The organism is Thioclava atlantica, assembly GCF_000737065.1.
GTDB lineage: Bacteria > Pseudomonadota > Alphaproteobacteria > Rhodobacterales > Rhodobacteraceae > Thioclava > Thioclava atlantica.
In genome coordinates, this window is the sequence record NZ_AQRC01000007.1 from 48,656 (window position 1) to 61,984 (window position 13,329).

Sequence of the window (13,329 nt, forward strand, 5' to 3'; positions counted from 1 at the left end):
ATTTCGCGATTGACAGACGCCATCGCGTGACTGAGTATTTTCTCACTGGTTGGGCATTTGCTCATTCCGTAAGGGAGGAAATCAATGACTATCTCGATCCGGGCGCTTCTCGGCGCCTGCGCTCTTGGTGCGCTCGCGACTGCGGCCGCCGCCGAGACCACCATCACCGTCGCCACCGTGAACAATGGCGACATGGTCCGCATGCAAGGCCTGATGGATGATTTCAACAAGCTGCATCCCGACATCAAGGTCGAGTGGGTGACGCTGGAGGAGAACGTCCTGCGCCAGAAGGTAACCACCGATATCGCCACGAAGGGCGGGCAGTTCGACGTCCTCACGATCGGCACCTACGAGGTCCCGATCTGGGGCAAGCAGGGCTGGCTGGTGCCGCTCGACGACATGCCCGACAGCTATGACGTGAACGACCTGCTGCCCGCGATCCGCAAGGGCCTCACGGTCGACGGCAAGCTCTATGCCGCGCCCTTCTATGGCGAGAGCTCCTTCGTCATGTATCGCAAGGACCTGATGGAAAAGGCCGGGATGGAAATGCCCGAGAAGCCCACCTGGTCCGATATCGAGAAAGCCGCCGCCGCGATGACCGACAAGGAGAACGGAATCTACGGCATCTGCCTGCGCGGCAAGGCCGGCTGGGGCGAGAACGCCGCCTTCCTGACCACTATGGACAACTCGATGGGCGGGCGCTGGTTCGACATGGACTGGAAGCCGCAATTCGACACTGCGCCGTGGAAGGAAACGATCACCCGTTACCTCGACTTGATGAACAACTACGGGCCGCCCGGCGCCTCGTCGAACGGCTTCAACGAGAATCTCGCGCTGTTCCAGCAGGGCAAATGCGGCATGTGGATCGACGCCACGGTCGCGGCCTCCTTCGTGACCAACCCGAAGGATTCGACCGTGGCCGACAAGGTCGGCTTCGCGCTCGCGCCGAACAAGGAAGGCGTGGACAAGCGCGCGAACTGGCTCTGGGCCTGGTCGCTGGCGATCCCGGCGGGCACCCAGAAGGAAGAGGCCGCGAAGACCTTCATCGAATGGGCGACCTCGAAGCACTATACCGAACTGGTGGCCGAGAAAGAGGGCTGGGCGAATGTGCCGCCGGGCACCCGCACCTCGCTCTACGAGAACCCGAAATATCTCGAGGCGGCGCCTTTCGCCAAACTCACGCTCGACTCGATCAACGCGGCCGATCCGACGCATCCGGCCGTCGAGGACGTCCCCTATACCGGCGTCCAGTTCGTCGCGATCCCCGAGTTCCAGGCGATCGGCACCGCGGTCGGCCAGCAGTTCTCGGCCGCCCTCGCGGGGCAGATCTCGGGCGAGCAGGCCCTTCAGAACGCGCAGAGCCTGACCGAGCGCGAGATGAAGAAGGCCGGTTACATCAAGTAACCGACCTCCTCCCGGTCGGGGCGGCCAATGGGTCTGGCCGCCCCGATTCCCCCCCTCAACACCTGACTGCCGGAGCCGGACCGATGTCCACGCAAGCCTCGCGCGCAGCCGCGCGCCTGATGATTTCGCCCTCCGTCATCCTTCTTCTTTTGTGGATGGCCGTTCCCCTGGGCATGACGCTGTGGTTCTCGTTCCAGCGCTACAACCTGCTGATGCCCGGCCAGGGCGGTTTCACGGGCTGGGACAACTACTATTACTTCCTCACCGACCCGGCCTTCTTCACCGCGCTCAAGAACACGCTCGTTCTGGTCGGGGGCGTGTTGTTGATCACGGTGGTCGGGGGGATCCTGCTCGCGCTTCTGCTCGATCAGCAGATCTTCGGTCAGGGCATCGTGCGCGTGCTGGTGATCGCGCCCTTCTTCGTGATGCCGACCGTCTCGGCGCTGGTGTGGAAGAACATGTTCTTCAATCCGGTGAACGGGATCTTCGCCCATATCGCGCAGGCGATCGGCCTGCCGCCCTTCGATTTCCTCGCCCAGGCGCCGATGCTCTCGATCACGCTGATCGTCGCCTGGCAATGGTTGCCCTTCGCGACTCTGATCCTGCTCACCGCGCTGCAATCTCTCGATAGCGAGCAGCTCGAGGCCGCCGAGATGGATGGCGCCGGGGCATTCTCGCGCTTCTTCTACATCATGCTGCCCCATCTGGCGCGCGCCGCGACCGTGGTGATCCTGATCCAGACGATCTTCCTGCTCTCGACCTTCGCCGAGATCCTCGTGACCACCAATGGCGGCCCCGGCAACGCGTCGACCACGCTGACCTATCTCGTCTATGTCCAGTCGCTGCTGCAATTCGACGTGGGCGGCGGAGCGGCGGGCGGCATCATCGCGGTCATCCTCGCAAATATCGTGGCGATCTTCCTGATGCGGATGATCGGCAAGAACCTGGAGGCCTGAGGCATGGCACGCAAAGTCTCGACCCGCCGCAAGGCCATCATGACCGCCATCGCCTGGGTGATCGCCTTCCTGATCTTCTTCCCGATCCTCTGGACGATCATCCTGTCGTTCAAATCCGAGGGCGACGCGATCAAGTCGCCGCTGCAGGTGCTCACCTCGCATTGGAGCTTCGAGAGCTATTTCGTGGTGCAGGAGCGTTCGGACTATTTCCGGCACTTCTGGAACTCGGTGGTGATCTCGCTCGGCTCGACGCTGATCGCTCTGGTGATCGCGATCCCCGCGGCCTGGGCGATGGCCTTCGTGCCGGGCAAGCGCACCAAGGACGTGCTGATGTGGATGCTGTCGACGAAGATGATGCCCGCGGTGGGCGTGCTCGTCCCGATCTACCTGATGTTTCGCGACTGGGGGCTTCTGGATACCCGGATCGGGCTCGTCGCGGTGCTGTGCCTGATGAACCTGCCGATCGTGATCTGGATGCTCTACACCTATTTCAAGGAGATCCCGAACGACATCCTCGAAGCCGCGCGGATGGACGGGGCGACGCTCTCGAGCGAGATCCTCTATGTCCTGACGCCGATGGCCGTGCCCGGCATCGCCTCGACGCTGCTCCTGAACGTGATCCTCGCCTGGAACGAGGCGTTCTGGACGCTCAACCTCACCGCGGCGAAAGCCGCGCCGCTGACCGCCTTCATCGCCGCCTATTCCAGCCCCGAGGGGCTCTTCTACGCCAAACTCTCCGCCGCCTCGACGCTGGCCATCGCACCGATCCTGATCCTGGGCTGGTTCAGCCAGAAACAGCTGGTGCGCGGCCTGACCTTCGGCGCCGTGAAATAAGGAGCAAATCCAATGGGACAGATTACCCTCAAGGGCGTCCGCAAAGCCTTCGGCGATGTCGAGGTCATCCCGCCGCTGGACCTGCATATCAACGAGGGCGAGTTCGTCGTCTTCGTCGGTCCCTCGGGCTGCGGCAAATCCACCCTTCTGCGCCTGATCGCCGGTCTCGAGGATGTCTCGGGCGGCGAGATCGAGATCGACGGCCAGCCCTCGACCGACCTGCCCCCCGCCAGGCGCGGCCTCGCGATGGTGTTCCAGTCCTACGCCCTCTATCCGCATATGTCGGTGAAGAAGAACATCGCCTTCCCGCTGAAGATGGCGAAGGCCGATCAGGCGACGATCGACCGCAAGGTCGAGAATGCCGCGCGCATCCTCAACCTCACCGATTATCTCGACCGCCGCCCCGGACAGCTCTCGGGCGGGCAGCGTCAGCGGGTCGCGATCGGCCGCGCCATCGTGCGCGAACCGGCGGCGTTCCTGTTCGACGAGCCGCTCTCGAACCTCGACGCGGCGCTGCGGGTGAACATGCGCCTCGAGATCTCCGAGCTGCACCAGAAGCTCAAGACCACGATGATCTACGTCACCCACGATCAGGTCGAGGCGATGACCATGGCCGACAAGATCGTGGTGCTGCAAGCGGGGCGGATCGAGCAGGTCGGCTCGCCGCTGGAGCTTTATCGGAGCCCGCGCAACAGGTTCGTCGCGGGCTTCATCGGTTCGCCGAAGATGAACTTCATCGGCGGAGAGGAGGCTGCGAAACATGGCGCCGACACCATCGGTATCCGCCCCGAACATATCGCGATCTCGACCAGCGAGGGCGCGTGGAAAGGCACTGTCGGCGTCTCGGAGCATCTGGGCTCGGACACCTTCCTGCATGTCGAGACCGACCACGGCGTGATCAATGTGCGCGGCGATGGCGAGGTGAGCCTGCATGCGGGCGACGCGGTCTTCCTGACCCCCGATCTCAACCAGCTCCACAAATTCGACGCGGAAGGACTGGCGATCTGATGCGGCTGCAGGGCAAACGGGCGCTCATCACCGGGGCCGCGCGCGGCATCGGAAGGGCCTTCGCGGAAAAATATATCGCCGAGGGCGCCGAGGTGGTGATCGGCGATATCGACATCGCGCGCGCCGAGGACACCGCCGCAGAGATCGGCGCCTCCGCGCTGCGCCTCGACGTGACCGATCAGGACAGCATCGACGCGACGATGGCCGCGATGCGCGCCTCGGGCGGGATCGACATCCTGATCAACAACGCCGCGATCTTCACCGCCGCGCCCCTCGTCGAGATTACCCGCGCCGATTACGAGCGGGTGTTCCGAATCAATGTCGAGGGCACGCTCTTCATGATGCAGGCGGCCGCGCGCGAAATGATCGCGCAGGGCGGTGGGGGGCGCATCATCAACATGGCCTCTCAGGCCGGTCGTCGCGGCGAGGCGCTGGTCGCGGTCTATTGCGCCTCCAAGGCCGCGGTGATCTCGCTGACCCAATCGGCCGGCCTGAACCTGATCTCACACGGCATCAACGTGAACGCGATCGCGCCCGGCGTGGTCGATGGCGAGCACTGGGACGGTGTCGATGCCTTCTTCGCCAGATACGAGAACAAGCCCCTGGGACAGAAGAAGAAAGAGGTCGGCAAGGCCGTGCCTTTCGGGCGCATGGGCACCGCGGACGACCTGACCGGCATGGCCGTTTTCCTCGCCTCGGACGAGGCCGAATACATCGTCGCCCAGACCTACAATGTCGATGGCGGAAACTGGATGAGCTGATATGAAACTCTCGAACGCGACCCTTCCCGAACTCCCCGCCGAGGTGGCCCGTCCGACCTATGACCGCGCCGCGCTCACCCCCGGCATCGTCCATATCGGCTGCGGCAATTTCCACCGCGCGCATCAGGCGGTCTATCTCGACGACCTGTTCAATCTCGGCGAAGGCCATGACTGGGCGATCCTCGGCGCGGGCGTGCGCGAGGGCGACGCGAAGATGCGCGCGGCGCTTCTGGCGCAGGACGGGCTGTCGAGCGTGATCGAGCTGGACCCGGGCGCCAAATCGGCGCGGGTGATCGGCGCGATGACGGGCTTCGTCGAGGTCGCCGGGGGCAACGCCCCGCTGATCGCCGCGATGGCGGATCCCGGCGTGCGGATCGTCTCGCTCACCGTGACCGAGGGCGGCTATTACATCGACCCGAAGACCGGCACCTTCTCGCCCTCGCATCCCGACATTCAGGCCGACGCCGCGCATCCCGAGACGCCCGACACCGCCTTCGGCGCGATCATCGCCGCCTTGAAGACGCGCCGCACCGCCGGGATCGCGCCCTTCGCCGTCATGTGCTGCGACAACGTTCCCCATAACGGCCATGTCACGCGCGACGCTGTCTGTGGTCTGGCCGCGCTGTCCGATCCCGAACTCAGCGCCTGGATCCGCGACAACGTCGCCTTCCCGAACTCGATGGTCGACCGGATCACCCCCGCGACCGGCCCGCGCGAGCGCGCGCTGACCGAGAGCTTCGGGATCGAGGACGCCGCCCCGGTCACCTGCGAGCCGTTCCGCCAATGGGTGATGGAGGACGATTTCCCCGCCGGGCGCCCTGCCCTCGAGAAGGTCGGCGTGACCTTCACCGACGCGGTGGACCGGTTCGAGACGATGAAGATCCGCATCCTCAATGGCGGCCACGCGATCATCGCCTATGCGGCGGGTTTGCGCGATATCGAATATGTCCACGAGGCGATGGCCGACAGCCGGATCCGCGCCTTCCTCGACAAGATCGAGACCGACGAGATCCTGCCGATCCTGCCGCCGGTGCCCGATACCGATCTGACCGCCTACAAGGCCAAGATCCTCGAGCGGTTCTCGAACCCCGAGGTCGCCGACACGATCCGGCGCCTGTGTTTCGACGGCTCCAACCGGCAGCCGAAATTCATCCTGCCCTCGATCCTCGACCGGATCGCGGCGGGCGGGTCCTGCGCGGGGCTCCTGCTCGAGAGCGCGCTCTGGTGCCGCTATTGCTACGGGGTGAGCGAGACCGGCAGCACGATCGCGCCGAACGATCCGAACTGGGATCGCCTCGTGGCGCAGGCGACGCTGGCGAAGGACCGTCCCGCCGCCTGGCTCGAGATGTCCGATATCTATGGCGACCTGGCGGCGAACCCGGAGATCGTGGCGCAATTCACCCGGACCCTCGATGAAATCTGGGCGCGCGGCTCGCAGGCGGTGATCGCGGACTATCTCGCGGGCTGAGCCCGGCTGCCTCGCGTCCCGCGCCGTCCCCCTACCCTCGGCAGGTCTCGAGGATCACCTGGCGCAGCCAGCGATGCATGGCCGAGGCATTCGTGCGCGCGGTCCAGACCACCGAGAGGTCGAAACTGCCGCGAAACGGGCTTTCGCCGAGCACGAGCCGCCCCGACATCGTCTGGCCCAGCCGGCGCGGCATCGTCGCGACGAGATCGGAATTGGCCAGCAACGTGCCGAGCCCGGCGGGGCTGGGGACGGTGATCGTGGGCGAAAGCGTATGGCCCGCGGCCTCGAGCTCATGCACATAGGCCGATTTCCAGCTTCCACCGTAATTGATGTAGACATGCTTGAGCGCGAGATAACTTTCGACATCGAGGGTCTTTCCCGCCAGAGGGTGCTCCGGATCCATGAAGCAGGCATATTCCTCGGTATAGAGGCGGCGCGAGTGAAAGCCCGATTCCGTGCGCCCGAAAGGCCCGACCAGGACATCCGCCTCGCGCCGAAGCAGCCGCAGATGGCCGTCGCCGAGCGCGTTGATCACCTCCACCGACAGCCGGGGCGCCTGCCTGCGCAGCGCGGAGACGATCTTGGGGATCATCAGGATGCGCTCGTAGTAATTGCAGGCGATCGTGACCTTCTGATCCGAGAGTTTCGGGTCGAACGCCTCGGGCTGGGCGATGTCGTCGAGCATGTCGAGGATCTCGACCACCTGCCCCAGAATGTGTTCGCAGCGATCGGTGGGCACCTGCCGCCCGCCCTCGCGCACGAAGAGCGGATCGTGGAAATGCCGGCGCAGCTTGGCGATCGTGTAGCTCACCGCCGACTGGTTGACGTCGAGCGTCTCGGCCGCGGCGGTGAAGGAGCCGAGCTGATGCACGAGCCGCAGCGTTTCCAGCGCCGCGAAATCGAGCCTGCCGGCGTCTGCGCTGGCATTCTTCGGCATGACCGCCCCCATCAAATCTGTTGATGATATATACTAGATTCATCTTATTGTTACACGGGCCGCCCTCCTCTAGTCAAAATGGCAGGGAGATTATTTGGGGGGAGGACACATGGCGCTCGCACCGCTTGACGAGGAAATCACACTCGAGCAACTCAACGCGGATCCCTATCCGATCTACCGGCGGCTGCGCGCGCAAAGCCCGGTCCTGCGGGTCGCGTCGGCCGGACGCACCTTCCTGACCAAGGCCGCGCTGACCAAGGAGGTCAAGGACAATCCGGAGCTGTTCAGCAGCGACGATCCGAACACGCCGATGAAACCCGCCTTCCGCGCACATACGCTGATGCGCAAGGATGGCGAAGAGCATCTGCGCGAGCGCAAGGCGATGATGCCGGCGCTGACGCCGAAGAAGATCCAGTCCGACTGGGGGCCGCTCTACGAGAAGCTGGCCGCGGAATATGTCTCGCGCCTGCCGCGCGGCGAGACGGTGGATCTGTTCACCGAGCTGTGCGGCCCGCTCGCGGCGCGGATCCTCGCCCATGTGCTCGGCATCCCGGAGGCCAGCGACGAAGAGATGCAGCGCTGGTCGCAGCGTCTGATCGACGGCGCGGGCAATTTCGGCTGGAAACCCGAGCCCTTCGCCGCCTCGGACGAGGCCAATGACGAGATGGACCTGCTGTTCGGCCAGTTGTGCGACAAGCGCAGGGCGGAACCGGACGGCTCGGCCTATTCGGTCATGCTCAACGCCGACGATCCGATCCCGATGAGCCAGATCTACGCCAATATCAAGATCGCCATCGGCGGCGGCATCAACGAGCCGCGCGATGCGCTGGCCACGATCGTCTACGGGCTGCTCACCAATCCCGACCAGCTCGCCGAGGTGCGTGCCCAGCAGGCCTGGGGCAAGGCTTTCGAGGAAGGCGTCCGCTGGGTCGCTCCGATCCAGGCCAGTTCGCGCCTGGTCACCGAGGATACGCAGCTCGGCGGTTTCGACATCCCCAAGGGCGACACGGTGATGACGATCCAGGCCTCGGCGAACCGCGACGAGGATCTGTTCGAGAACGGCGAGGAGTTCTTCGTCTTCCGCGACAAGAACCCGCATCAGGCATTCGGCAACGGCCCGCATCACTGCGCGGGCGCCCATATCGCGCGCCGGACCGTGGGCAAGATCATCCTGCCGATGCTCTTCGACCGCTTTCCCCAGATGCGCCTGCCCGATCCCGGTGCGGTCATCTGGCGCGGTTTCGGGTTCCGCGGACCGATCAATCTGCCGGTCGTGTTGAACTGACCTGCGCGCGGCGGATCAGACAGATTTGAGGAGGCTAACGAATGGTGAAGGTAACCTATGTCGCGCATGACGGCACGCAAACGACGGTCGAGGCCGAGGATGGCGACAGCGTCATGCATGCCGCCGTCTCGAACGATGTCGACGGGATCGTCGGAGAATGCGGTGGCTCGATGATGTGCGCGACCTGCCATTGCTATGTCGACGAGGCATGGCAGGACCGTGTCGGCCCGCGCAGCGACGGCGAGGAGGACATGCTCGAAGGCGCGGCCTGCGAGGTCAATGACCGCTCGCGCCTGTCGTGCCAGATCAAACTCGGCGCCGATCTCGACGGGCTCGTCGTTCATCTGCCCGAGGAACAGTTTTGAGCCGCGAGAGCGTCGTCATAATCGGGGCCGGCCAGGGCGGGCTGCAGGCGGCGATCAGCCTGCGCCAGAACGGGTTCGCGGGTGCGATCACGCTGATCGGCGACGAGCCGGGGCTGCCCTATCAGCGCCCGCCGCTCTCGAAGGCCTATCTGCATGACGGCAATGCGGAGGCGCTGCGCCTGCGCCCCGATAGCTTCTTCACCTCCAAGGAGGTCGACTATCTGCCCGAGACGCGGGTCGAGCAGATCGACCGCGCCGCGCAGGAGATCGTCATCGCAGGCGCAAGCGGGAAACGGCGCCTGGGCTACGACCACCTGATCCTGGCGACCGGCACGCGCAACCTTCGCCCGCCAATCGCCGGGGTCGAACGCAGCTGCGATCTGCGCACCCTGCGCGACGCGGAGATCCTGCGCGCGCGCCTGTCGCAGCCGCAGCGTATCGCGGTGATCGGCGGTGGCTTCATCGGGCTCGAATTCGCCGCGGTGGCGCGCAAGCTGGGCCATGAGGTGAGCGTGATCGAGGCCGCGCCGCGACTGATGGCCCGTGCCGTATCGTCCTGGATGTCGGACCATTTCGCCGCGCTCCATCGCGACTGGGGCACCGCGCTCCATCTCGGAGAGGCCGCGGTCGCGGTCCAGGGGGACGGCGTGACGCTGGCGAACGGGACCACCATTCCCGCCGAATTCGTGTTGCTCGCCGCAGGCGTGCGCCCCAATACCGAGCTTGCCGAGGCGGCCGGGCTCGAGATCGAGAACGGGGTGAAGGTCGATGCCTGTCTGCTCAGCTCCGATCCGGCAATCTCTGCGCTTGGCGATTGCGCCTGTTTCCCCGACCCGCGCACCGGACGGCCGGTCCGGCTCGAGAGCGTGCAGGCCGCGACCGATCACGCGCGGCTGATCGCGGCCCGGATCGCGAAGGGCGAGAGCGCGGCCTATTCCGCCCTGCCCTGGTTCTGGTCGGATCAGGGCGACAGGAAACTGCAGATCGCGGGCTATGCCGACCCCGACGCGACGGAGGAGGCCGTCGCCGAGGGGATCGTGGCGCGGTTCGACGCGCAGGGCCTCGCCGCGGTTGAGACCGTGAACAACGCCCGCGTCCACATGAAGGCGCGGCGGCTTCTGGCAAGCGGCGCACCGGTTGCGCTTGACGATCTGGGAGAGATCGTCGCCGCATGAACGGGAGAGCATTTCGTCGAACCTTTTGACAGGTTCATCAAAGGTCCAAGGGAGGAGAGACCATGAAGATCACGTCATTCACCGTCGGGGCGGCGCTCGCGGCATCCACGGCCGCGAGCGCTGGTGCGCAGGAGCTGAAATATGCCAACTGGGCCCCGCCGACCCACACGATCAACGCGGCCCAGATCGAGCCGCTCGCCAAGGCGCTCGCGGAGGGCACCGACGGTGCCGTCACCCTGCGCGGCTTTCACGGCGGCGAACTGGGGGCCGGCCCGGCCGACCAATATGTCCGCGTGCTCCAGGGCACGGCCGATATGGGTTGGGGCCTGCAGGGCTATACCTCGTCGCAATTTCCCAAGAGCCTGATCGCGGAACTGCCGGGCGCCCTGCCGCTCGACGCGCCGGGCTACAAGGCGCTGTGGAACGCGTTCGACGGCAATCTCAAGGGCGAATACCCGCAGACCGAGGTGATCGCGCTCTGGGGCTCGGAACCCAACGTGCTGATGATGCGCGACAAGGAGGTTCATTCGCCCGCAGACCTCAAGGGGCTGAAGATCCGCGTCGCCGGCTCGATTTCGGCCGCCGCGATGGAAGCGCTCGGCGCGACGCCGGTGCAGATCCCGATGACGCAGGTCTATAACGGGCTGCAGACCGGGCTGATCGACGGGGTGGTGAGCGGTGCCTCCGTGCTCTCCGATTTCAAGCTCAACGAGGTCGTGGGCAGCGTGACCACCGGTCCGAACCTCGGCCGTCTGGCCTTCTTCACGGTGATGAACAAATCCGCCTATGACGGGCTGTCCGACAAGGGCAAGGCGGCGCTCGACGCGATCAAGGGCGAGAAGATCTCGAAGATGACCGAGGAGGCCTGGATCGCGACCGCGAATGCCGCTCTGGACGCGGCGCGCAAATCCGACGGCACGACGGTGATCGACCTCGACGCGGCCGGCAGCAAGCCCTTCGACGACGCGCTCGCGGGTGTCACCGACGCCTATGTGAGCAAGGTCGGCGGCGAAGCCACGCTCGCCGCGATGCGGGGCGAGTGATGCTCGCGCGGCTGCAGAAACTGACGGACAGGCTGATCGGCCTGTCCGCGATCATCGGCACGACGGGGCTCCTCTTCGTCGTCGCCGTGATCGTGATCGACGTGATCGGGCGCAATTTCGGCATGCCGCTCTATGGCTCGCAGGATCTGATCACGATGACCATGGTGCTGATCGTCTTCGGCGGCATGGCGCTGTGCGATCGCAATGACGGCCATATCGTCGTCGACATCTTCGAGAGTTCCTTCTCTCCGGCGCTGAACCGGGCGATCGACATCCTCTCGGCCCTGCTCGGGGTGACGATCTTCGTTCTCATCGCCTATACCGTCTTCAAGTCGGCCCAGCTCAGCCAGATGCTGAACCTCTCGACCAATCTGCTGAACCTGCCGACGGCCTGGTTCCAATTCGCGCTCTGCGTGCTGTCGCTGGTCGGCGCGCTCGCGATGTTGCTCCGCGCGGTGACGCTGGTGCTCACCCCCGGCTACGAACATCACCCCGAAAAGGAAATGCTATGAGCCCCGTTCTCGTCGGCACGCTCGGCCTTGCGCTGCTTCTGGCCATGCTCCTGATGCGCGTCCCCGTGGCTTTCAGCATGTTCGCGGTCGGCTTCGTCGGGATCTGGATCCTGAACGGATTGCAGGCCGCGACCGGGCTTCTCGCCTCCGAGACCTTCTCGCTCGCGTCGAATTCCGAGCTGATCGTGGTGCCCCTCTTCATCCTGATGGGCAATGTCGCCAGCGTCACAGGGATGAGCCGACGCCTCTACGATGCCGCCTATGCGACGATCGGGCAGGTCCGTGGCGGGCTCGCGCTGGCCACCGTGATCGGCTGCGGCGGGTTCGCCGCGCTCTCGGGCTCGTCGGTCGCCTCGGCGCTGACCATGGGCCGCACCGCGCTGGCCGAGATGGACCGCTATGATTACAGCCCGCGCCTCTCCACCGGGGTCGTGGCCGCGGGCGGCACGCTGGGCATCCTGATCCCGCCCTCGACGGGCTTTGTCATCTACGCGATCCTGACGCAGCAAAGCATCGGGCGGCTCTTCATGGCCGGGATCCTGCCCGGTCTCTTGCTGCTGAGCGCCTTCGTCCTGACCATCGCCCTCCTCTGCGCCGTCCATGCCGAGATGGGCCCGAAGGGGCCGTCGACCAGCACCGCCGAGAAAGGCCGCGCCTTCCTGGGCGCGATTCCGATCCTTCTGGTCATCTTCATCACCATCGGCGGCATCTATTCGGGATATTTCTCTCCCACGGAGGCCGCCGGGATCGGTGCCGCGCTCGTCATCGCGATCGGGGCGGTCAGCGGAAACCTCACCCTGCGCAGCTTCTGGGAGGCGGCGCGCAGCAGCATCGTCACCACCGCGTCGGTGATGCTGATCCTGATCGCGGCGCATCTGGTGAACCCGTTCGTCGCGCTGAGCCACCTGCCCGCCGAAGTCAGCAATCTTCTGGTCGCCCTCGATCTGGGCCGCTACGGCACGCTGATCCTGATCCTCGCGATCTATCTCGTGCTCGGCTGCTTTCTCGAAGGGCTCGCGATGCTGGTCCTGACCCTGCCGATCTTCCTGCCCGTCATCCTCGATCTCGGGATCGACCCGATCTGGTTCGGCGTGCTGGTGGTGCTGACGCTGGAGATGGGCCTGATCTCGCCGCCCGTCGGAATCAACGTCTTCATCGTGAAATCGGTCGCGAAGGATGTGCCGCTGATCGAGATCTTCCGCGGGGTGGCGCCGTTCTGGATTGCCATGCTCGTGACGCTGGCGATCCTCGTGGCCGCGCCGCAGATCTCGCTCTGGCTGCCGGGCATGATGTGACGAACAGCGCCGGCGCCCCGTGCCGCACGCGGCCGGGGCCCGCCTCCGCTTGTCGATGCCGGCGCGACAGGGTCTAAAGGGACCTTTCACCACCGGACTTGACGAATCTTTCGCAAGACCTGCCGGCTGCGTTCTTTCCTTCCTCATTGAGCCTCCGGAACGGAGTTTTCTGCCTTCTGGCGCGAGAAAGCGCCCAAAGTTTGGGCATTTTGCCCTGCCGCCTCGAAAACCTCGATTTGAAGGGCATTAAACATTGACAGGTGCGTGAACCTTTTCCCGAATGGTC

General features: G+C 65.2%; 13 protein-coding genes. 12 read left to right on the forward strand and 1 reads right to left on the reverse strand.

Annotated elements, in window-relative coordinates; all coding sequences use genetic code 11:
* Positions 1-84: 84 nt before the first annotated feature.
* The 6 genes from DW2_RS10085 (at position 85) to DW2_RS10110 (ending at position 6,431) form a co-directional block, all read left to right on the forward strand.
* A complete protein-coding gene (locus DW2_RS10085; protein ID WP_038146015.1) occupies positions 85-1,404 on the forward strand; it encodes an ABC transporter substrate-binding protein in 1,320 nt (439 codons plus the stop codon).
* 83 nt (positions 1,405-1,487) lie between these two features.
* Positions 1,488-2,360 (forward strand): carbohydrate ABC transporter permease, encoded by an 873-nt coding sequence (locus DW2_RS10090; protein WP_038146016.1) that lies wholly within the window; start codon positions 1,488-1,490, stop codon positions 2,358-2,360.
* Between the two features lie 3 nt (positions 2,361-2,363).
* Positions 2,364-3,194, forward strand: coding sequence for a carbohydrate ABC transporter permease (locus tag DW2_RS10095; protein WP_038146017.1), 831 nt, complete (start codon positions 2,364-2,366; stop codon positions 3,192-3,194).
* A 12-nt stretch (positions 3,195-3,206) separates the two neighbouring features.
* A complete protein-coding gene (locus DW2_RS10100) occupies positions 3,207-4,202 on the forward strand; it encodes an ABC transporter ATP-binding protein (RefSeq protein WP_038146019.1) in 996 nt (331 codons plus the stop codon).
* Positions 4,199-4,963: an L-iditol 2-dehydrogenase gene (locus DW2_RS10105; RefSeq protein ID WP_038146253.1), complete on the forward strand. Its 765-nt coding sequence runs from the start codon at positions 4,199-4,201 to the stop codon at positions 4,961-4,963. Before DW2_RS10100 ends, DW2_RS10105 begins: the two co-directional genes overlap by 4 nt.
* Position 4,964: 1 nt before the next feature.
* Positions 4,965-6,431 carry a mannitol dehydrogenase family protein gene (locus DW2_RS10110; protein ID WP_038146020.1) on the forward strand — a complete coding sequence of 489 codons (1,467 nt, stop codon included), beginning with the start codon at positions 4,965-4,967 and terminating at the stop codon, positions 6,429-6,431.
* A gap of 31 nt (positions 6,432-6,462) precedes the next feature.
* Here the strand turns inward: DW2_RS10110 and DW2_RS10115 are convergent, their stop codons facing one another.
* Positions 6,463-7,368, reverse strand: a complete 906-nt coding sequence (locus tag DW2_RS10115) for a LysR family transcriptional regulator (protein ID WP_038146255.1) — start codon at positions 7,366-7,368, stop codon at positions 6,463-6,465.
* A gap of 109 nt (positions 7,369-7,477) precedes the next feature.
* On the opposite strand from DW2_RS10115, the gene DW2_RS10120 reads away from it, so the two are divergent.
* From DW2_RS10120 to DW2_RS10145, 6 genes are all read left to right on the forward strand, one after another.
* Positions 7,478-8,653, forward strand: coding sequence for a cytochrome P450 (locus DW2_RS10120; protein ID WP_038146021.1), 1,176 nt, complete (start codon positions 7,478-7,480; stop codon positions 8,651-8,653).
* Between the two features lie 41 nt (positions 8,654-8,694).
* Complete coding sequence (locus DW2_RS10125) at positions 8,695-9,018, forward strand: 2Fe-2S iron-sulfur cluster-binding protein (protein ID WP_038146024.1); 324 nt, start codon at positions 8,695-8,697, stop codon at positions 9,016-9,018.
* Positions 9,015-10,193: an NAD(P)/FAD-dependent oxidoreductase gene (locus DW2_RS10130; protein ID WP_038146027.1), complete on the forward strand. Its 1,179-nt coding sequence runs from the start codon at positions 9,015-9,017 to the stop codon at positions 10,191-10,193. Before DW2_RS10125 ends, DW2_RS10130 begins: the two co-directional genes overlap by 4 nt.
* A gap of 62 nt (positions 10,194-10,255) precedes the next feature.
* Positions 10,256-11,236, forward strand: a complete 981-nt coding sequence (locus tag DW2_RS10135; protein WP_038146029.1) for a TRAP transporter substrate-binding protein — start codon at positions 10,256-10,258, stop codon at positions 11,234-11,236.
* On the forward strand, positions 11,236-11,748 hold the full coding sequence (locus tag DW2_RS10140) for a TRAP transporter small permease (protein WP_051855832.1): 513 nt from the start codon (positions 11,236-11,238) through the stop codon (positions 11,746-11,748). The genes DW2_RS10135 and DW2_RS10140 overlap by 1 nt, the downstream gene beginning before the upstream one ends.
* A complete protein-coding gene (locus tag DW2_RS10145; RefSeq protein WP_038146032.1) occupies positions 11,745-13,043 on the forward strand; it encodes a TRAP transporter large permease in 1,299 nt (432 codons plus the stop codon). The genes DW2_RS10140 and DW2_RS10145 overlap by 4 nt, the downstream gene beginning before the upstream one ends.
* Positions 13,044-13,329: the final 286 nt, after the last annotated feature.

Excerpts from the sequence above, each read along its gene's own strand:
- DW2_RS10110 (WP_038146020.1), top strand. The coding sequence starts at position 4,965 with ATGAAACTCTCGAACGCGACCCTTCCCGAACTCCCCGCCGAGGTGGCC.
- DW2_RS10120 (WP_038146021.1), top strand. The coding sequence starts at position 7,478 with ATGGCGCTCGCACCGCTTGACGAGGAAATCACACTCGAGCAACTCAAC.
- DW2_RS10135 (WP_038146029.1), top strand. The coding sequence starts at position 10,256 with ATGAAGATCACGTCATTCACCGTCGGGGCGGCGCTCGCGGCATCCACG.
- DW2_RS10115 (WP_038146255.1), bottom strand. The coding sequence starts at position 7,368 with ATGCCGAAGAATGCCAGCGCAGACGCCGGCAGGCTCGATTTCGCGGCG.
- DW2_RS10085 (WP_038146015.1), top strand. The coding sequence starts at position 85 with ATGACTATCTCGATCCGGGCGCTTCTCGGCGCCTGCGCTCTTGGTGCG.
- DW2_RS10125 (WP_038146024.1), top strand. The coding sequence starts at position 8,695 with ATGGTGAAGGTAACCTATGTCGCGCATGACGGCACGCAAACGACGGTC.
- DW2_RS10145 (WP_038146032.1), top strand. The coding sequence starts at position 11,745 with ATGAGCCCCGTTCTCGTCGGCACGCTCGGCCTTGCGCTGCTTCTGGCC.
- DW2_RS10140 (WP_051855832.1), top strand. The coding sequence starts at position 11,236 with ATGCTCGCGCGGCTGCAGAAACTGACGGACAGGCTGATCGGCCTGTCC.
- DW2_RS10095 (WP_038146017.1), top strand. The coding sequence starts at position 2,364 with ATGGCACGCAAAGTCTCGACCCGCCGCAAGGCCATCATGACCGCCATC.
- DW2_RS10090 (WP_038146016.1), top strand. The coding sequence starts at position 1,488 with ATGTCCACGCAAGCCTCGCGCGCAGCCGCGCGCCTGATGATTTCGCCC.
- DW2_RS10100 (WP_038146019.1), top strand. The coding sequence starts at position 3,207 with ATGGGACAGATTACCCTCAAGGGCGTCCGCAAAGCCTTCGGCGATGTC.